The sequence below is a fragment of the Streptomyces sp. NPDC017246 genome (assembly GCF_044331325.1).
In the GTDB taxonomy this organism is placed as follows: Bacteria; Actinomycetota; Actinomycetes; order Streptomycetales; family Streptomycetaceae; genus Streptomyces.
Window position 1 is genome coordinate 160529 of record NZ_JBIRMW010000011.1, and the last position, 18350, is coordinate 178878.

Consider the following 18350-nt stretch of genomic DNA (forward strand, 5'->3'; position numbering starts at 1 on the left):
GCACTTCTCGAAGCAAGCAGGCCCGAGAATGACCCCAAAGGGGACAAAAAGCCCACCTCGCCCCGAGAAACTGCACGAAACTCTCGCCACCACCAACCACCCCCGGACAGCGACCAGCGGGGCCTGAGCCGCAATTGGCGAGCGGCCATCACCCGAACCGTCCGCGTGGGGCTCCCCCCTCCGCCGCACTCGGAAAGAGGGCGGCCGCACGCGCGCCTCTGAAGCCGGTTCACGCCACCCGCCCCGCCTTAACCGGCCACCCCACCCACCGTTCAACCACAGTACGGAAACAAGCACTTGGCCTCGATTCAGATCGCAAAGCGCCTCCGCTACGCTGAGGCCCATGCAGGGGGAATTGGAAAATAGCTCTAATTTGGGCAGTTTGGACGGCAGCGGAGCCATGCCGCTGGAGCCGGGGGACCCCCGGCAGATCGGCGCGTTCAGGCTTCTCGGTGTCCTCGGGTCCGGCGGCATGGGGCGGGTCTATCTCGGCGCCGTGCCGGGCAAGTTCGCGGCGGTGAAGCGGGTCCTTCCCCTGCTCGCCGAGGACGCGGACTTCCTCAGCCACTTCGGCCACGAGCTCGACAACCTCGCCCGGCTGCCCGCCGGCGCCAACACCAAGCTCCTCGCGAGCGACCGCACCGCCAAGCCTCCGTGGTTCGCGACCGAGTACATCCCGGGCATCACCCTCAACGAGGCCATCCGCCTGAACGGCGGCCCGCTGCCCGGCGCCGCCCTCTGGAGGCTGCTGCGCGAGGCCGCCGCCGGGCTCGGTGTCGTCCACGGCGCCGACATGGTGCACCGCGACCTCAAGCCCTCCAACGTCATGCTCACCTCCTCCGGCCTCTCCCTCATCGACTTCGGCGTGGCCCGCGCCGCCGACCAGAGCCGTCTCACCAAGACCGGCATGGTCATCGGCACCCCCGCCTACATGGCCCCCGAGCAGGCCGTGGCCGACCGCGGGCTCACCGGCGCCGCCGATGTCTTCGCCCTCGGCAGCCTCCTCCTCTACGCGGCGAACGGCCGGCCGCCGTTCGGCGACGGCTCCGGCCCCGACCTGCTCTACCGTGTCGTCCACGCCGAGCCCGAGTTCGGGAAGCTCGCCGAGACCGAGCCCGAGCTCGCCGCACTCATCCGCACCTGCCTCGCCAAGGATCCGGCGGACCGCCCGACGGCCGCCGAGCTCGTCGAGCGCACCACCGAGCGAGCCGCGGGCGCCCACTGGCCCTCCGCCGTCGGTGAGCGCATAGCCGAGCGGGCCGCCTTCGCCGCCGAGCCGCCCACCGCCGAGCACCTGGCGGAGCTCGCGAAGACCGAGCCCGCCGAGGACGTCGCCACGGCCTCCCTCACTCCGCAGGCGGGCTCGAAGGAGCCCGCGACCGCCTCGCCCGATCCGCTCGCCGCCACCGGCTCCACCGCTCCGGGCCGCGAGAAGCGGCGCAACCGGTTCTTCATGCTGGCCGTGCCGGTCGTCGTGGCGACGGGCACCACCCTGACCGTCGCCCTCGGTCCGTACGAGATCGGCCGCCTCGGCGCCGCGCCGGACACCTCCTCGTCGCCGTCCGTCGTGGCCTCGCAGCCGGCGGACGTACCGCCGTCGTCGGCGTCGCCCGGGTCGCCGTCCGCCAAGACGCCGCCCGGCTCCAAGACCCCCTCGTCCAAGCCGCCGGGCTCCTCGCCCGGCGCACCTCTCCCGCCCCCGCCCGCCGGCGCCGGTGACGTGGGCGGCACCGGCACGCAGCCCGGCGGCGGAGACGGCTCGGGCAGTGGTTCGGGCGGTTCCGATCCGTCCGGCGGTGGCTCCGACCCGTCCGGCGGCGGCTCCGGTCCCACCACCCCCTCCGGGGGCGGCACCACGACCCGTCCCCCGACCCCCCGGCCGACGCAGACGACCAAGAAGCCCGCGCCGCCGCCGGCCACCGGCGGTTCGACGCCCTCGGGGACGTACTCGCTGGAGAACGGGTCCAGCGGCAACTGCCTGGCGGAGTACAACGCGGGCTTCGGCGACATCGTCACGTCCGCCGAGTGCGGCTCCAAGGGCAACGGCAACACCACGTACGCGTACGCCTGGACGTATTCGAACAACGCGAACGGCACCTTCCGGCTGATCAACAAGCGCTCCGGCCGCTGCCTCCAGCCCGGGGGCAACACCGCCGTCACGACCGCCGCGTGCAACGGGGCGAGCCTTCAGTCCTGGAAGGTCGTCGAGTCCTCGTCCTCCGGCCGGGCCTACAAGAACATGAGCGACGGACGGTGCCTGACGGCCGGCTCGTTCGCGATGACCTACACCTGCGGTTCGGGCGCCAGCCAGCTCTGGCGGAACATCTCAGCCCTCTGACCCCTCCGGGGACTCTGGGGACGGCGGCCCGAACACCGGGACCGTCACGTCCCCCTCCCGCCGGAAGGCGACCTCCAGCTCCATCCCGATCCGGAGGTCGCCCCCGCCCTCACCCCCGTCCACACCCACACCCACGACCTGGGTCATCATGCGCGGCCCCTCGGCGAGGTCGACGACGGCCGCCACGTACGGGACGCGCCCGCCGAAGGGCGGGAGGTCGTTCCGGTGGACGACCGACCAGGTGTAGAGGGTGGCCCGGCCGCTCGCCGGCTCCCAGACGACGTCCTCGCTCCAGCAGTGCGGGCAGAACTCGCGCGGGTAGTGGTGGACGCGGTCGCAGGCCACGCAGCGGCGCAGGAGGAGCCTGCCCTCGGCCGCGGCGTCCCAGTACGGGCGGGTGAAGGCGTCGACATCGGGGGTGGCGGCGGTGGCCGGGGTCGTCGGCGTGGCGGTCACAGGAAGAGTCCGATCGCGTGGTCGAGGGACCAGGTCTGCCAGGACATGGCGAAGAGGGCGACGAGGGAGATGAGCGCCATCATCGCGTTCTGTCCCTGCTCGGCCCAGTCGTGGATCATGAGGACGAGGTAGAGAAGGTTGAGGAGCAGGCCGCCGATCAGGGCGACGGGGGTCAGGAAGCCGACGACCAGGCCGAGACCCAGGGCGAGTTCGGCGTAGACCACGACGTACGCCATGAGCTTGGGGCGCGGTGCGACGACCGTGTCGAAGCCCTTCCTGACCGGCGGCCACTTGTGCTTGCCCGCGACGTCGGCGGCCCAGGCGATGCCGGTGCCGCGTTCGAACCAGCCCTTCCTGTCCTTGTGTCGCCAGCTCTCCAGCCACCACAGGCCGAGGCCGATGCGGAGGACTGCGAGCCATTCGGCGCCGGTGAGCCAGACGGTCTGCATGCGCGCCCCCTTCGACGGGCAGAAGCTGAATCTGACGGTACGTCAGTTCAGCGCAGGCCGGGCCGGTGCGCAAGAGGCCGGCGTACGTGACCGATTCGCAACCGAAATCCCGCTTGGTCGAGACCCACTACGTGTACACGTCATTACGCTCAGCACTCATGGCCACCACCCCCCTCGCACTCTCTCCACAGATCGACCACCCCGTGTACGTCATCGGCGGCGGCCCCGGCGGACTCGCGGTCGCCGCCGCCCTGCGCGAGCGGGACGTCCGCGCCGTCGTCCTGGAGAAGTCCGACGCCGTCGGCGCCTCCTGGCGCGCCCACTACGACCGGCTGCGGCTGCACACCACCCGGCGGCTCTCCGCCCTCCCCGGCCTGAAGATCCCCCGCTCCTTCGGACGCTGGGTCGCCCGCGCGGACGTGGTCCGCTACCTGGAGAAGTACGCAGAGAAGCTCGAACTGGAGATCGTCACGGGCGTCGAGGTCTTCCGGATCGAGCGGTCCGGCGCGGAGTGGATCCTGCACGCGTCCGGCGGACGGCGTCTCACCGGGCGGGCGGTCGTCGTGGCCACCGGCTTCAACCACACCCCGCGGCTGCCCGAGTGGCCCGGCCGCGACGCGTACGAGGGCGAGCTGAGCCACGCCCGGGCCTACCGCAACCCGGAGCCGTACACCGGGAAGGACGTCCTCGTCGTGGGCGTCGGCAACACCGGCGCCGAGATCGCCGCCGACCTCGCCGAGGGCGGCGCGAAGCGGGTGCGGCTCGCGGTGCGGACGGTCCCGCACATCGTGAAGCGCACGACGGCGGGGTGGCCCGCGCAGCGCACCGGCATCCTGGTCCGCCGGCTGCCCAGGGCCCTCGTGGACCGGATGGGCGCCGTGATGGCCCGGGTCGGGACGCCGGACCTCTCCGCGTACGGGCTGCCCCGGCCGGACACGGGCCTCGCGACGCGCATGCGGGAGGGCGCGGTACCGGTGCAGGACGTGGGCCTGATCGCGGCCGTGCGGGCGGGGAAGGTCGAGGTCGTCGCCGCCGTGGAGGCCTTCGAGGGCGGCGAGGTGGTCCTCGCGGACGGCACCCGGATCGCCCCGGACGCGGTGATCGCGGCGACCGGCTACCGGCGCGCCCTGGAACCGCTGGTCGGACACCTGGACGTGCTCGACGAGCGCGGACGTCCGGTGGTGCACGGGGCGCGCTGCCCGCGCGAGGCGCCGGGCCTGTACTTCACCGGGTTCACCAACCCGATCAGCGGGATGTTCCGGGAGCTGGCGATCGACGCGGAGAAGATCGCGCGGCGGATCGCCCGGTCCGGCGGGCGCGCGGGCTGATCCGGCGGAGGAGCGCGCGGGCCGGGAGCATCGGCCCCACCGGCCTAACCGCCCGCGTCGCATGCGGCATGACGGTGCCCCGCCGAACCGCCCGCGTCGCATGCGGCATGACGGTTCCCCGCCGAACCGCCCGCGCCGCGTCCGGCAGGACGGTGCCCCGCCCCCAGGGGGTTGGGGGCGGGGCAGCTGCCGATCCCGGGTGCGGGACCGTTTCAGGGGCGCGCGGCGCGCGGGTCAGAACAGGGTGAAGTTCTGGTAGGACCAGCCGGCCTTGACGCGGGCCTTCAAGCCGCCCTTGCCGTCGCCGTCGTACCGCCACAGCACACCGGCGGTGTCCTTCGCGAGGACGTCGGGGACGCCGTCGCCGGTCAGGTCGCCCACGCCGGTCGGGGTGAGCCCCTTCCAGCCCCAGCCGATCTTGTGGCGGGCGCCGCGCTCGTAGCGGTAGAGGTCGCCGTTCGGGGCGACGCCGAGGTAGTTCTGGTAGCCGTTCGCGGTGAGCGGGCCGACGCCCGTCAGGCGGTAGCCCCCGTAGCCGTACCCGGCCTTCTGGCGGGCCTGGAGGCCGCCGCGGCCGTCACCGGCGTACTGCCAGAGGTTGCCGGCGGTGTCGATGGCGAGGACGTCGGGGAAGCCGTCGCCGGTCAGGTCGCCGACGCCGGTGAGCTTGAGGTCCTTCCACCCGCTGGTGCCGATCTTCACCGCGTAGTAGGAGTTGGAGAGGCCGTACTCGTTCCCGTCGAGCCGCCAGAGGGCGCCGATGGGGTCCTGGCCGATGACATCGGGCCAGCCGTCGTTGTTGAAGTCGCCGACGGCGGTGAAGCGGTAGCCCTTCCAGCCCCAGCCGATCTCCCGGCGGGGTTCGAGGACGCCCGCGCCGGTGCCCCGGTAGATGAACTGCCTGCCCGCGCCGTCCGTGGCGAGGACGTCGGCGAGGCCGTCGCCGCTGTAGTCGCGCCGGAAGGTGCCGTGGGGGTTCCAGCCGCGCGGGGGGACCCAGGAGATGTCGGAGGCGGTGGCGCCGGGGGCCGAGAGGACCTTGGGGGTGCCGCCGGGCGCCGTGGCTCCGCTGACGGTGGCCAGCTGCTCCGTACCGCCGGAGATGTACGCGATGTCGGCGCCGTCGGGGGACCACTCGGGGAACATGACGCCCTGGCCCTTGGTGAGCGAGTACTCCTCCCCACTGGCCAGGACCCGGGCGCGGACGTCGTTCGAGCCGTCGAAGTAGCCGGCGAAGGCGATCCGCTCGCCGTTCGGCGAGAACGTGGGGTGCAGCCCCTGGGTGACGGGCTTGGGGGCGCCACCGGTGCGCGGGTCCCAGATGTGGACGGTGCTGCCGCGCAGGAAGGTGATGCGCCCGTCCCAGGCCACGTCGACCTGGGTGTCCCAGGTCTGCTCGGGGGTGGCGAAGAGGAAGCCGAGGCCGGTGCCGTCGACGTTGATCTTCATGATGCGCACGTGGTCCTGGCCCGGCCTGGCGCGGAAGCTCAGGTAGAGCCGCTTGCCGTCCGGCGTCCAGTCGAGGCCGTTGAGCCAGCCGGCGGGCTCGTCGACATCCATGCGGACCGGGACGGCGTTCCTGCCGTCGGCGTCCGCGACCCAGATGTCGGCGTAGCCGTCGTTGCTGATGAAGGCCACGCGCCGGCCGTCGGGCGAGTACGAGACGCCGGTGATCTCGGCCTTGGGGAGGCCTTCGCCGGTGGGTACCAGCACGCGGCGGTCGCTGCCGTCGACGTTGACCGTGACGACACCGCTGTGGCGGACGCCGTCGACGTTCGTGTACTCGGTGAAGGCCACACGGGGCTTCGGCGCGGCCTCGGCGGCCTGGGCCGGGGTCGCCCCGGTCGCCGCGAGCGCGGCGGAGGAGGCGAGGACGGCCAGGGCGGTGCCGAGGGCGCGGCGGCGGCCGCGCGAGCCGAGGGTGCGGGCGGTGTGTGTGGTGCGGTTCAAGGGGCCCCCTGGGCAGATCGGGCAGACGTGGTCGTTCGTGTCGTCCAGGGAGTGGGACAGCGCGGGCACCCGAATGGTTGTACGGACTCGCCGGACTCGGTCCGGACCCGGGGTGACTCGGTCCGGACCCGGGTCGACTCGGTCCGGGTCCGGGGCAACCCGGTCCGGACCCGAGGCAACCCGGTCCGGACCCCAGGACGACTCGGTCCGGGATCCGGCCACCCCGGCCCCGGCCCCGGCCCCGCCCCGGCCCCGGCCCCGGGGCGGCCGGATCCGCACCCCTCGGGACGGCCCGATCCCGCTTCCCCGCGCACACCCATTCCTGACTGGCCGTCAGTTCTGTAATCTGACTGAGCGTCAGGTGTATACGGATGGGTGAAGGGCGGGCGGAACACATGCTTGGATCGACTCACGGCACCTTCACCACCGATCTCCGCGCCCGCGTGGTCGCCTGCGGGGAGTCGCCCCGGGCCGCCGTGCACGGCGTCGCCGCCGCCCCCGGCGACCTGGACGTCAGCGGGCGCCCGCTGCACGCACCCGTCCCCGACCTCGACCGGTTCTTCCGGCCCGAGTCCGTCGCCGTCGTCGGTGCGTCCGACGCCGAGGGCCGGCCCAACACCGGGATCACCCGGCAGCTGATCGCCTGGGCCGAGCGGGTCGGCGCCCGGCTCGTGCCCGTCCACCCCACCCGTACCAGCGTGTTCGGGATCGACTGCGTGCCCTCCGTCGGCGCGCTCACCGAACCCGTCGACCTCGCCGTCCTCCTCGTCGCCGACCCGCTCCCCGTCATCGAGGAGCTCGCCGAGACCAAGGTGAGGTTCGCCGTCGCCTTCGCCTCCGGATTCGCCGAGACCGGCGAGGCCGGTGCCGCCGCGCAGGAACGTCTCGCCGCCGCCGTACGCCGCTCCGGAATCCGCCTCCTCGGCCCCAACACCAACCTCAACGCCTTCGAGCGCTTCCGCGAGGACCTCGAAGGACCCGCCGTCGCCCTCATCACCCAGTCCGGCCACCAGGGACGGCCCGTCTTCACCCTCCAGGAGCTCGGCGTCCGCCTCTCCCACTGGGCACCCACCGGCAACGAGGCCGACCTGGAGACCTCCGACTTCATCTCGTACTTCGCCGGACGGCCCGAGGTCGGCTCCATCGCCTGTTACGTCGAAGGGCTCAAGGACGGCCGCTCCTTCCTCCTGGCAGCCGACCGGGCCGCCCGCCACGGCGTCCCCGTCGTCGCCGTGAAGGTCGGCCGCACCGAGACCGGGGCCCGTACCGCCGCCTCCCACACCGGCAAGCTCACCGGCGCCGACCAGGTCGTCGACGCCGCCATGCGCCAGTACGGGGTGATCCGGGTCGACGGGCTCGACCAGCTCCAGGACACCGCGACCCTGCTCGCCCGCGCCCGCCGCCCGCGCGCCGACGGCGTCGTCGTCTACTCGATCTCCGGCGGTACGGGCGCCCACTTCGCCGACCTCGCCACGGCCGCGGGACTCGACCTCCCCATCCTTCCGGGGGCCAAGCAGGACGAACTCCACCAGTGGATACCCGAGTACCTGAGCGTCTCCAACCCCGTCGACAACGGCGGGCACCCGGTCGGCGACTGGCGCGGCCGGAAGATCATCGACGCGATCCTCGCCGACCCCTCCGTCGGCGTCCTCATCTGTCCCATCACCGGCCCCTTCCCTCCCATGAGCGACAAGCTCGCCCAGGACCTGGTGGAGGCGGCCGAGGCGACGGACAAGCTGGTCTGCGTGGTGTGGGGCTCCCCGCTCGGCACCGAGGACGCCTACCGCACGACCCTCCTCGGCTCCTCGCGCGTCGCCACCTTCCGCACCTTCGCCAACTGCATCGGGGCCGTGAAGGCCTACCTCGACCACCACCGCTTCACCACCGGCTACCGCTCCCCCTTCGACGAGGCCCCCCGCACCCCCTCCCCGTCCTTCCGCAAGGCCCAGGCGCTCATGCGGCCCGGCCGGCGGCTCAGCGAGCACGCGGCGAAGCAGCTCCTGCGGGCGTACGGGATACGGGTGCCGCGCGAGCAGCTCGTCACCAGCGCGGCGGCGGCCGTCCGGGCCGCCGGGCTCGTCGGCTACCCGGTGGTGATGAAGGCCTCGGGCGCGCAGCTCGCCCACAAGACGGAACTGGGCCTGGTGAAGGTCGGGCTGACCTCCGCGAGCCAGGTCCGGGACGCGTACCGCGAACTCACCGACATCGCCCGCTTCGAGTCGGTCGACCTCGACGGCATCCTGGTCTGCCAGATGGTCGGACGGGGGGTCGAGATGGTGGTGGGCGTGACCCGCGACGAGCTGTTCGGCCCGACGGTCACGGTCGGCCTCGGCGGGGTCCTGGTGGAGGTTCTCAACGACACGGCCGTACGCGTCCCGCCCTTCGAGGAGCGCGAGGCCCGCTCGATGCTCGCCGAACTGCGCGGCAGGGCCCTCCTCGACGGCGTACGGGGTGCCCCGCCGGCCGACGTGGACGCGCTCGTCGAGGTCGTGCTGCGGGTGCAGCGGATGGCCCTCGAACTCGACGGCGACCTCGCCGAACTCGACATCAACCCCCTGATGGTGCTGCCCCGCGGCCAGGGCGCGGTGGCTCTGGACGCGCTGGCGGTCTGCCGCTGAATCCGCCCGAGGAGACCGGTCATGGCCGATGTACTGCACAGCGTCGAGAACGGCGTCTCGTGGATCACCCTCAACCGGCCCGAGGCGATGAACGCGGTCACCTGGGACCAGCGGGAACGGATCATCGCCCTCCTCGACGAGGCCTCCGCCGACCCGGACGTCCGGGCGGTGGTGGTGACGGCGACCGGACGGGGCTTCTGCGCGGGGGCGGACCTGCGGGGTGCGCCGTCGCCGGGCGAGCGGATCCCCGGGGACGTGGCGCGCACGATCCGGCGCGGGGCCCAGCGGTTCGTCGGAGCGGTACTGGACTGCGAGAAGCCGGTGATCGCGGCGGTGAACGGGACGGCGGCGGGCATCGGCGCGCACCTCGCCTTCGCGTGCGACCTGGTCCTGGCCTCGGAATCGGCCCGGTTCATCGAGGTGTTCGTCCGGCGCGGTCTCGTCCCGGACGGCGGCGGGGCCTTTCTCCTCCCCCGGCTGATCGGGCCGCAGCGGGCGAAGGAGCTGATGTTCTTCGGGGACGCGGTGTCGGCGGCGGAGGCGCGGGAGTGGGGTCTGGTGAACCGGGTCGTCCCGCCGGAGGACCTGGAGAAGACGGCCCGGGAGTGGGCGGAACGCCTCGCCCAGGGCCCGACACGCGCCCTGGCCCTGACGAAGCAGCTGGTGAACGCGTCCCTGGACACGGACCGCGCGACCGCGTTCGCCGCGGAGGCGACGGCCCAGGAGATCAACATGACGACCCGGGACGCGAGGGAGGGCGTGGCGAGCTTCGTGGAGCGGCGGGAGGCGCGGTACGAGGGGCGGTAGCGGGGGAAGCGGGGAGGGCGGCGGCCGGTCCGTCGTCCCGGGGGCTTCCTATCTGACGTATCGTCAGTTTCAATGGGTGGTGTGATGGGACACGCGGGGATGGCGGCCACCGTCGTCCGACACCTGAGAGCGGCCGGTTCGCCGACGGCCGTGGAACCACTGCCCCGGCCGGTGCTGCGCGCGGTAGGGGAGGACGAGCGACCACCCGTCGACCCGGCCGAATTCCGCCGCGTCCTCGGCCACTTCGCGAGCGGGGTCACGATCGTGACCGCCCTCGACGCGGAAGGGCCGGCCGGGTTCGCCTGCCAGTCCTTCGCCTCGCTCTCCCTCGACCCGCCCCTGGTCGCCTTCATGGTCGCCCGTACGTCGACGACCTGGCCCCGGATCGCCGGCGCGGGTTCCTTCTGCGTCAACATCCTCGGCGCCGACCAGGGCCCGCTGTGCCGGTCCTTCGCGGTGAGCGGCGCGGACAAGTTCGCGGGCGTGGACTGGGTCCCGGCCCCGACCACGGGCTCCCCGCGGCTGCCCGCCGCACCCGCCTGGCTGGACTGCGCGATCACCGCCGTCCACACCGGGGGCGACCATCTGATCGTGGTGGGCCGGGTGGAGGCGCTCGGCGCGGCCGAGGACGGGGATCCGCTGCTGTTCCACCGGGGGAGGTTCGGGCGGTTCAGCGGGTAGGCGCGTGTCTCAGGGGGCGATGACGCCCGTGGACAGGCCCGCCAGGCCGAGCAGGTACACGGTCAGCAGCAGGACCGTCCCCCACACCAGCAGTCCCACGGAGCAGCCCCGCCGCGCGTGGCGGGTGACGAGGACCGCCACGGCCAGGCACACCGTGCCCATGAGCCAGCCGGGGCCGCCGAAGAGCGGCCGCGCCAGGGCCCCGACGGCGGTCGACAGGAGCAGCTGCCAGCCCGTCGCCCGCCCTCCGAGCCGGCGGGTCAGGCCCTCGCCGAGGAGCACGACCGGCAGCACGAGGAACGCGGAGACCGCGGCGGCCGGGATCAGTGTCAACGCCATGAGGAACGGCAGCGCGAGGAGGGTGAGCGCACTGACGCGCTCCTCCCCCGGCTCCGGCTGCCCCGGGTCCCCGAACAGTGCGAGCAGGAGCAGTGCCAGCGCCGCCTCCAGCGTCAGCGCCAGCATCGAGGCCCACAGCATCCGCAGGGTCGTGCGCCCCTCGCCGCGAACCTCCGCGAGACCTGCCGCAGGACCGCTCATCACGATCACCCCCTGGTGATCATCATGCTCCCGCGAGGGGCAGCGGCTCCGTCCGGGTCCTCCTGATCACCAGCGCCATCAGGGCCGCCGCCGCGCACAGCGCGCCCGAGGCGTACCAGACGACGTCGTACGAGCCGAAGACGTCACGGGCCACACCGCCCGCGAAGGCGACGACCGCCGCGCCGACCTGGTGGGAGGCCAGGACCCAGCCGAAGACGATCGCCGAGTCCTCGCCGTAGTGCTCGCGGCACAGGGCGATCGTCGGCGGGACCGTGGCCACCCAGTCGAGGCCGTAGAAGACGATGAAGAACAGCATCGGCGGGTGCACGGACGGCGCGAGCAGCATCGGCAGGAAGAGCAGGGAGACGCCGCGGAGCGCGTAGTAGACCGCGAGGAGACGGCGGGCCTCGAAGCGGTCGGTGAACCAGCCCGAGGCGATCGTGCCGACCACGTCGAAGACCCCGATGACGGCGAGCAGTCCGGCCGCCGCCGTCACCGGCATCCCGTGGTCGTGGGCCGCCGGTACGAAGTGGGTCTTCACCAGGCCGTTAGTGGAGGCGCCGCAGATCGCGAAGGTGCCCGCGAGGAGCCAGAAGGGGCCGGTGCGGGCGGCCTTGAAGAGGACCGTGACCGCGCGGCGGGCCGCGCCCGTGACCGGGGCGGGCTTCTCCGCGTACACACCGCCGTACGGGGCGATTCCGACGTCCGCCGGGTGGTCGCGGAGCAGCAGCCACACGAAGGGGACGACCGCGAGTGCGGCGAGTGCCACGGTCACGGCCGCCGGGCGCCAGCCGTGGTGTTCCACCAGCCAGGAGAGCAGGGGCAGGAAGACGAGCTGTCCGGAGGCGCCGGCGGCGGTGAGGATGCCGGTCACCAGGCCCCGGCGGGCGACGAACCAGCGGTTGGTGACGGTCGCGGCGAAGGCGAGGGCCATGGAGCCGCTGCCGAGGCCGACGAGGACGCCCCAGAAGAGGACGAGCTGCCAGGCGGCCGTCATCCACACGGTGAGGAGGGAGCCGACGGAGATGATCGTCAGGGCGACGGCGACGACCCTGCGGATGCCGAAGCGGTCCATGAGGGCGGCGGCGAAGGGGGCGGTGAGGCCGTAGAGCGCGAGGTTCACCGAGACGGCGAAGCCGATCGTGCCCCGCGACCAGTCGAACTCCTCGTGCAGCGGCTCGATCAGCAGGCCCGGGAGGGAGGCGAAGGCCGCCGCGCCGATGATCGTGACGAAGGTGACCGCCGCGACGAACCAGGCGCGGTGGAAGCGGGGGGCGGGAGGGGTGTGGGGGGCCGGTCCGTCGGGTGTGCGGGCGGGCGTCTCGGTTGTCTGGGCCATGCCACTGAGCATCCCGGTCCGCTCCCCGGTCCGACCATTGGCCCGAACGACAGCTTTCGAACGGATCGGGACACGGAACGGACCGGGACACGGACCAGGGCACGGACCAGGGCACGGACCGGGACACGGACCGGAACTCGGTCCGCCGTCGCTACAGCCTCGGCAGCGTCCTGATCGGGCGCACCGCAAGCAACGCGCCCACCACCAGCACCGCGATGCCCGCCCCCGTGAGCAGTACCTCCTGCGCGCCGACCACCGCCGCCACCGGCCCCGACAGGGTGCGGCCGACGCCCATCATCAGGAGCGAGCCGGCCACGTCGTAGGCGTGCATCCGGTTCAGGGCCTCCTGCGGTACGTGCGTCTGGACGGACGTGGACCACATCACCAGCCAGAAGGCGAAGGCCGCGCCGCCGATGAACTGGCCCGCGCCGAGCAGCGCCGCGGGTGCGCCCAGGCCGAGGAGGGTGAGGTTGACGGGGAGGCCGAGGAGGGCGACCGCGCCCGCCGCGAGGGGCAGGCGGGGGCGGAGCCGGAGGGCGAGCAGGCCGCCGACGGCGCTGCCCGCGCCGTTGACGGCCATGAGCACGCCGTACGTGGCCGAGCCGTGGTCCTCGGTGACCAGGCTCGCGGTGAGCGGCACCATGGGCCCGGCGACGGTCAGCCCGTACACGGTCCAGATGGAGATGACTCCCCAGAGCCAGGTGCGGGCCTTGAACTCGCGCCAGCCGCCTGCGAGTTCGGCGCCGAGAGAGTCGCGCCGAAGGGAGTCGGAGGGGAGCGGGGCGATCCGCATCAGGGTGAGGCAGAGGGCGCTGACGGCGAAGGTCGTGCCGTTGACGGCGAAGGCCGCCCCGGCGTTCCAGAGCGCGACGAGCACACCCGCCGCGGCCGGCCCGGCCATGATCATGAGGGCTTCGACGACCCGGAGGACGGCGTTGGCGCGCTGCACGTCGGGGGCTATGCGGGGGATGGTGGAGGCGACGCCCGGCTGGAAGAGGGCGGCGCCGACGCCGCTGAGGACGGAGAGGGAGTAGACCGCCCACAGGGGCGGGCTGCCGAGGGTGAAGGAGACGGCGAGGACGGCCGCTCCGGGCAGCCGCAGCAGATCGGCGAGGATCATCATGCGGCGGGCGGTGAACCGGTCGGCGAGGACGCCGCCGAAGAGGACGAAGAGCGCGAAGGCGGCCGTCCAGCCGCCGAGCGCGTAGCCGACGGTGGCGCCGGAGTGGCCGGCGCCGAGGAGTCCGGCGGCGAAGGCGACCGGCATCATGCCCTCGCCGAAGACGGCGACGCCCCGGGCGACGAAGAAGAGCCGGAAGTTACGGTTCCACAGTGCGGGCGGCTCGGCCGGGGCGGGAATCCGCTCGGCGGCCTCAGACTTGTACGTGTTGTCCGTCACGGACAGCTGGCCTATCACCCGCGTGGTCTGGACCACCAGTGATTTTCGACCGATCCGGAGGGAGCACCGCCCGTGCCGCCGACACCCGCGTCACCCCGGCCGGCCGGGCCGTCGCGCCCGCGCCCGCACCCGCCCGTGCCGTCGCCGTCCGCGCCCCCCGCGCCGACGGTGCCGTCCCCGCACCGCGTCGCCGTGCTCGCGCTGCCCGGTCTCCTCCCCTTCGAACTGGGCATCCCGCACCGCATCTTCGGCCGCGCCCGCGACGCCGGGGGCCGGCTGCTGTACGAGATCGTCACGTGCGCCCCGGTCGCCGGTCCCGTCCGCACCGACGCCGACTTCTCCGTGCACGTCGAGCACGGTCCGGAGGCCCTCGCCACCGCCGACACCGTCGTCGTACCCGCCTCGTACGAGCTCGGCCCGGTCTACGACGAGGGCCGGCTCACCGAGGAGCTGGCCGCCGCCCTCGCCCACATCCGGCCCGGCACCCGGCTCGTCTCCATCTGCACCGGCGGGTACGTGCTCGCCGCCGCCGGGTTCCTCGACGGGCGTCCGGCCACCACCCACTGGTCGTCGGCGGAGCACTTCCAGCGTCTCTTCCCGCGGATACGGGTGGACGCGGACGTCCTGTTCGTCGACGACGGCGACGTCCTCACGTCGGCGGGCGTGGCCGCCGGGATCGACCTGTGTCTGCACATCGTGCGCCGCGACCACGGCACGGCCGTCGCGAACGACGTCGCCCGCAGGACCGTCGTACCGCCGCACCGCGACGGCGGCCAGGCCCAGTACATCGAGCGGCCCCTGCCGGAGGCCGGCACCCACACCACGACGACCGCGCGGGCCTGGGCGCTCGCCCGTCTCCACGAGCCGATCCAGCTGCGGGACCTGGCCGAGAAGGAGGCGATGAGCGTACGGACGTTCACCCGCCGCTTCCGTGACGAGGTCGGCATCAGCCCCGGCCAGTGGCTCACCCAGCAGCGTGTCGAACGTGCCCGCCATCTCCTGGAGTCCACCGGTCTGCCCGTCGACCGGATCGCCCAGGAGGCGGGCTTCGGTACGGCCCAGTCGCTGCGGGTTCATCTGATGAGCGCGATCGGCGTGACGCCGACGGCCTACCGGCGCACCTTCCGGACGGCGGCCGCGGAGGCCGCTTCCTGAGGTTCCGGCCGCTCCCGGGGGAGCCGCCACTCCCCCACCGCGCCGACGGCCGTGAGCAGCACGGTCAGACCGACCCCGCAGAGGATGGCCGTCGACGGCGCCACGACCTTGAGGAGGCCGCCCGCGAGGGTGCCGCTGGCCGCGTAACCGGCGCCGACGGCCGCGTACATCACGGAGTACCCGGCGGCGAGCGCGGACGGCGGCAGCAGCTCTCTGAGGGCCAGGTTCCTGGTGAGCATGGCGGGGGCCTGGAGGAGCCCGGCGGCGACCAGGGCCACGGCGATCGCCGCCGTCCACGGCAGGACGGCGACCAGGGCGACGCCCGAGGCCACCGCGAGGACGAGGACGAGCGACTGGACGGCCAGCGGGCCCGGCCAGTGCCCCCGCAGGCCGTACACGAACGCGCCGACGGCCGAGCCGATCGAGAATCCGGCGAGCAGGGGTCCGGCCCAGCCGATGCCGATCCCGCGCTGTTCGAGGAGTGCGGGCAGGATCAGTTCGGCGAGCGCCAGCAGGGTCAGGCTCGCGGCGCCCAGGACGTACACCGGCCAGGCCCGCAGCAGCGACCGCCGCAGCGAGGTGCCGTCCTCCTCGGCCGTCTGCCGCCAGCCGGGCGGCAGCGCCCACAGGCCGGGGACGGACACGGCCATCAGCGTCCCCATGAGCAGCAGGGGTACGGCGGGGTCGACGCCGAGTGCGAGACCGGTGGCGAGGGCGGGCGCGGCGGCCCAGATGGCGAAGGTCAGTACCGACTCCATGCTCATCGCCTGGGTGACCGCGCGCTCGGGGACCATGCCGGTGAGGAGGGCCCGCAGCCCGCCGGGTACGGCCGCGGGCCCGGCGCCCGCGAGGAGCGCCAGGGCGGCGAGGACGGCCGGAGGGGCGCCGGGCAGCAGGCCGAGTCCGGCGAAGCCGGCCGCCCCCACGGCGAGTCCGGCCACGAGCTGGGGCCGGGCCCGCTGGGCGTTCATCCGCAGGCCGAGGACGGGCGCGGCGACGATCTCCCCGATGACGTACGCGGCGGCGAGCACCGCCCCGAAGGAGTACCCGCCGGGCCGCTCCCGCACGAGGAACACGAGCGCGAGCGGCGCCATGGCGACGGGCAGCCGCCCGGCGACGGTGACGGCCGACCAGGCGAGGACGGGGCGGGTGGCGAGCTCGCGGTAGGACATGCTCAGGACCGTAGGGGCCGTGTGCCCCTGATGCCCAGCCGGTTTCGCCCTGCGGTCAGAAGGTGAGCACCCCCCGCGCTACCTTGCCCGCCTCCGCGTCCTCCACCGCCCGTGCGAACTCCTCCACCGGGTAGGTGGTGGTGACGAGTTCGTCGAGGAGGAGGCGGCCCGAGCGGTAGAGCTCGGCGTAGAGCGGGATGTCGCGCTGCGGTCGTGACGAGCCGTAGCGGCAGCCCAGGATCGATTTGTCGAGGAACATGGCGGCGGGCAGGAAGGCCGCCTCGGCCTTCGGGGCGGTCATGCCGAGGAGGATCGCCTGGCCGTGCCGGTCGAGGAGGTCGATGGCGGTCCGGACGAGTCCGGTGTGGCCGACGCACTCGAAGACGTGGTCGGCGCCGGTGGGGAGGATCTCCCGCACGCCGTCGGCGGAGGTGAGGAAGTGGGTCGCGCCGAACCGCCGGGCGACCTCCTCCTTGGCCGGGTTGGTGTCCACCGCCACGATCGTGAGCGCGCCCGCGATCCGGGCGCCCTGGAGGACGTTGAGCCCGATGCCGCCGGTGCCGATGACGACGACGGTCTCTCCCCGCCCGACCTCGGCCCGGTTCAGGACGGCGCCGACGCCGGTGAGGACGCCGCAGCCCATGAGGGCGGCGGAGGTGAGCGGGATGTCCCGGGGGATCTTCACGGCCTGGACGGCCTTGACGACGGTCCGCTCGGCGAACGACGAGTTCGAGGCGAACTGGTAGAGGGGGCGGCCGTCCTGGGAGAACGGCTGCCCGGGCATGCCGATCGCCTTGCGGCACATGGTGGGCCGGCCGCGGTCGCAGTCGGGGCAGGCGCCGCAGTTGGCGAGCGTGGACAGGGCGACGTGGTCGCCGGGGGCGACGTGGGTGACGCCGGGCCCGACGGCCTCGACGACGCCGGCGCCCTCGTGGCCGAGGACGACCGGCGTGGGGAACGGGATCGTCCCGTCGACGACGGACAGATCGCTGTGGCACAGTCCGGCGGCCGCGATCCCCACCTGCACCTCCCCCGCCCCGGGCGCCCGTACTTCCAGGTCGCCGACGACCCGGACCTGCTTCCCGTCGAACACCACACCCCTCATGAGCCGTTCTCCTTGCTCGTGTTGGGACGGTCTCCCGCGGCCGCGGCCCGTGCCATCTCCTCCAGCCGGGCGAGCATCGGCATCGGGTCGGTCCCCACCGTTCCCGGCAGGAAGTCCGCGATGCGTTCCGGTGTCCACGCGCCGCCCTCCGCGTACCCGGCGCGGAGTTCGCGGGGCTGGGCCCAGACCGCGATCTTGGGACCGGCGATCGTGTAGACCTGGCCGGTGATCTTCTCCTCGCGGGCCCGTTCCGACAGCAGGTAGACGACGAGCGCCGCGACGTCCTCGGGCTCCCCGATCTCCTTGAGTTCCATCGGGACGTTCGCCGACATCCGCGTCCGGGCGACCGGTGCCACGGCGTTCGCGGTGACCCCGTACTTGTGGAGGCCGAGCGCCGCCGACCGTACGAGCGAGATGATCCCGCCCTTGGCCGCGGAGTAGTTGGCCTGTGCCACGGATCCCTGGTGGTTGCCGCTGGTGAAGCCGATCAGGGTGCCGGTGCCCTGGCGTCGCATGACCGCCGACGCCGCCCGGAAGACGGTGAACGTGCCCTTCAGGTGGGTCGCGACGACCGGGTCCCACTCCTCCTCGGACATGTTGAAGAGCATCCGCTCGCGCAGGATGCCCGCCACGCACACGACCCCGTCCAGGCGCCCGTACTCCGCGAGGGCGACGTCGACGACCCGCTGCCCGCCCGCCATCGTCGAGATGTCGTCGGCGACCGCGACCGCCGTGCCGCCGCCCGCCTCGATCTCCTTCACGACGGAGAGGGCGATCTCCGAGGTCGGTTCGCCGCCCTCGATCGAGACGCCGTAGTCGTTGACGACGACCTTCGCGCCCTCCGCCGCGCACGCGAGGGCGACGGCGCGGCCGATGCCCCGTCCCGCGCCCGTGACGGCGACGACCCTGCCAGCCAAGAAGTTCCCCACGTCCGGCCCCTCCCACAGTTTCTGACGGTCCGTTAGATTCGTTCGTCGTCAGGATTCTACGGTCCGTCAGATACCGGTCCACAA

Annotated in this window: 15 protein-coding genes; 6 read left to right on the plus strand and 9 right to left on the minus strand. The window is 73.3% G+C overall.

Annotated features, from left to right (window positions below):
- Nucleotides 1-343 precede the first annotated feature (343 nt).
- Nucleotides 344-2338, plus strand: a complete 1995-nt coding sequence (locus ACH4MY_RS25160; protein WP_398005960.1) for a protein kinase — start codon at nucleotides 344-346, stop codon at nucleotides 2336-2338.
- Here the strand turns inward: ACH4MY_RS25160 and ACH4MY_RS25165 are convergent.
- Both ACH4MY_RS25165 and ACH4MY_RS25170 read right to left on the minus strand, forming a co-directional pair.
- The gene (locus ACH4MY_RS25165) at nucleotides 2327-2794 is read right to left on the minus strand and encodes a Zn-ribbon domain-containing OB-fold protein (protein WP_398005961.1); all 468 of its coding nucleotides are present in this window, start codon (nucleotides 2792-2794) and stop codon (nucleotides 2327-2329) included. The genes ACH4MY_RS25160 and ACH4MY_RS25165 overlap by 12 nt on opposite strands.
- Nucleotides 2791-3243 carry a DoxX family membrane protein gene (locus tag ACH4MY_RS25170; protein ID WP_398005962.1) on the minus strand — a complete coding sequence of 151 codons (453 nt, stop codon included), beginning with the start codon at nucleotides 3241-3243 and terminating at the stop codon, nucleotides 2791-2793. The genes ACH4MY_RS25165 and ACH4MY_RS25170 overlap by 4 nt, the downstream gene beginning before the upstream one ends.
- A gap of 158 nt (nucleotides 3244-3401) precedes the next feature.
- Between ACH4MY_RS25170 and ACH4MY_RS25175 the strand changes: the two genes are divergently transcribed.
- A complete protein-coding gene (locus ACH4MY_RS25175) occupies nucleotides 3402-4571 on the plus strand; it encodes a flavin-containing monooxygenase (RefSeq protein WP_398005963.1) in 1170 nt (389 codons plus the stop codon).
- 234 nt (nucleotides 4572-4805) lie between these two features.
- Here ACH4MY_RS25175 and ACH4MY_RS25180 read toward each other — a convergent pair whose 3' ends face one another.
- Nucleotides 4806-6521, minus strand: a complete 1716-nt coding sequence (locus ACH4MY_RS25180) for an FG-GAP-like repeat-containing protein (RefSeq protein WP_398005964.1) — start codon at nucleotides 6519-6521, stop codon at nucleotides 4806-4808.
- 395 nt (nucleotides 6522-6916) lie between these two features.
- Here ACH4MY_RS25180 and ACH4MY_RS25185 point away from each other — a divergent pair, with 395 nt between their 5' ends.
- The 3 genes from ACH4MY_RS25185 to ACH4MY_RS25195 all read left to right on the plus strand — a co-directional run bounded on the left by ACH4MY_RS25185 (nucleotide 6917) and on the right by ACH4MY_RS25195 (nucleotide 10627).
- Nucleotides 6917-9139: an acetate--CoA ligase family protein gene (locus tag ACH4MY_RS25185; protein ID WP_398005965.1), complete on the plus strand. Its 2223-nt coding sequence runs from the start codon at nucleotides 6917-6919 to the stop codon at nucleotides 9137-9139.
- A 21-nt stretch (nucleotides 9140-9160) separates the two neighbouring features.
- The gene (locus ACH4MY_RS25190; RefSeq protein ID WP_398005966.1) at nucleotides 9161-9946 is read left to right on the plus strand and encodes an enoyl-CoA hydratase/isomerase family protein; all 786 of its coding nucleotides are present in this window, start codon (nucleotides 9161-9163) and stop codon (nucleotides 9944-9946) included.
- 72 nt (nucleotides 9947-10018) lie between these two features.
- Nucleotides 10019-10627, plus strand: a complete 609-nt coding sequence (locus ACH4MY_RS25195) for a flavin reductase family protein (RefSeq protein WP_398005967.1) — start codon at nucleotides 10019-10021, stop codon at nucleotides 10625-10627.
- 9 nt (nucleotides 10628-10636) lie between these two features.
- Here ACH4MY_RS25195 and ACH4MY_RS25200 read toward each other — a convergent pair whose 3' ends face one another.
- From ACH4MY_RS25200 to ACH4MY_RS25210, 3 genes are all read right to left on the minus strand, one after another.
- Nucleotides 10637-11167, minus strand: coding sequence for a hypothetical protein (locus tag ACH4MY_RS25200; protein ID WP_398005968.1), 531 nt, complete (start codon nucleotides 11165-11167; stop codon nucleotides 10637-10639).
- Between the two features lie 22 nt (nucleotides 11168-11189).
- A complete protein-coding gene (locus ACH4MY_RS25205; RefSeq protein WP_398005969.1) occupies nucleotides 11190-12506 on the minus strand; it encodes an MFS transporter in 1317 nt (438 codons plus the stop codon).
- A gap of 151 nt (nucleotides 12507-12657) precedes the next feature.
- Nucleotides 12658-13911, minus strand: a complete 1254-nt coding sequence (locus ACH4MY_RS25210; protein WP_398006089.1) for an MFS transporter — start codon at nucleotides 13909-13911, stop codon at nucleotides 12658-12660.
- 129 nt (nucleotides 13912-14040) lie between these two features.
- Between ACH4MY_RS25210 and ACH4MY_RS25215 the strand changes: the two genes are divergently transcribed.
- Nucleotides 14041-15060 (plus strand): GlxA family transcriptional regulator, encoded by a 1020-nt coding sequence (locus ACH4MY_RS25215; protein WP_398006090.1) that lies wholly within the window; start codon nucleotides 14041-14043, stop codon nucleotides 15058-15060.
- Here the strand turns inward: ACH4MY_RS25215 and ACH4MY_RS25220 are convergent.
- Genes ACH4MY_RS25220 through ACH4MY_RS25230 form a run of 3 tightly spaced genes read right to left on the minus strand, consistent with a single transcriptional unit; the run spans nucleotide 15015 to nucleotide 18266 of the window.
- Nucleotides 15015-16232: an MFS transporter gene (locus ACH4MY_RS25220; protein WP_398005970.1), complete on the minus strand. Its 1218-nt coding sequence runs from the start codon at nucleotides 16230-16232 to the stop codon at nucleotides 15015-15017. The two genes, ACH4MY_RS25215 and ACH4MY_RS25220, sit on opposite strands and share 46 nt — an antisense overlap.
- Nucleotides 16233-16287: 55 nt before the next feature.
- Nucleotides 16288-17337, minus strand: a complete 1050-nt coding sequence (locus tag ACH4MY_RS25225; RefSeq protein WP_398005971.1) for a Zn-dependent alcohol dehydrogenase — start codon at nucleotides 17335-17337, stop codon at nucleotides 16288-16290.
- On the minus strand, nucleotides 17334-18266 hold the full coding sequence (locus tag ACH4MY_RS25230) for an SDR family oxidoreductase (RefSeq protein ID WP_398005972.1): 933 nt from the start codon (nucleotides 18264-18266) through the stop codon (nucleotides 17334-17336). Before ACH4MY_RS25230 ends, ACH4MY_RS25225 begins: the two co-directional genes overlap by 4 nt.
- Nucleotides 18267-18350: the final 84 nt, after the last annotated feature.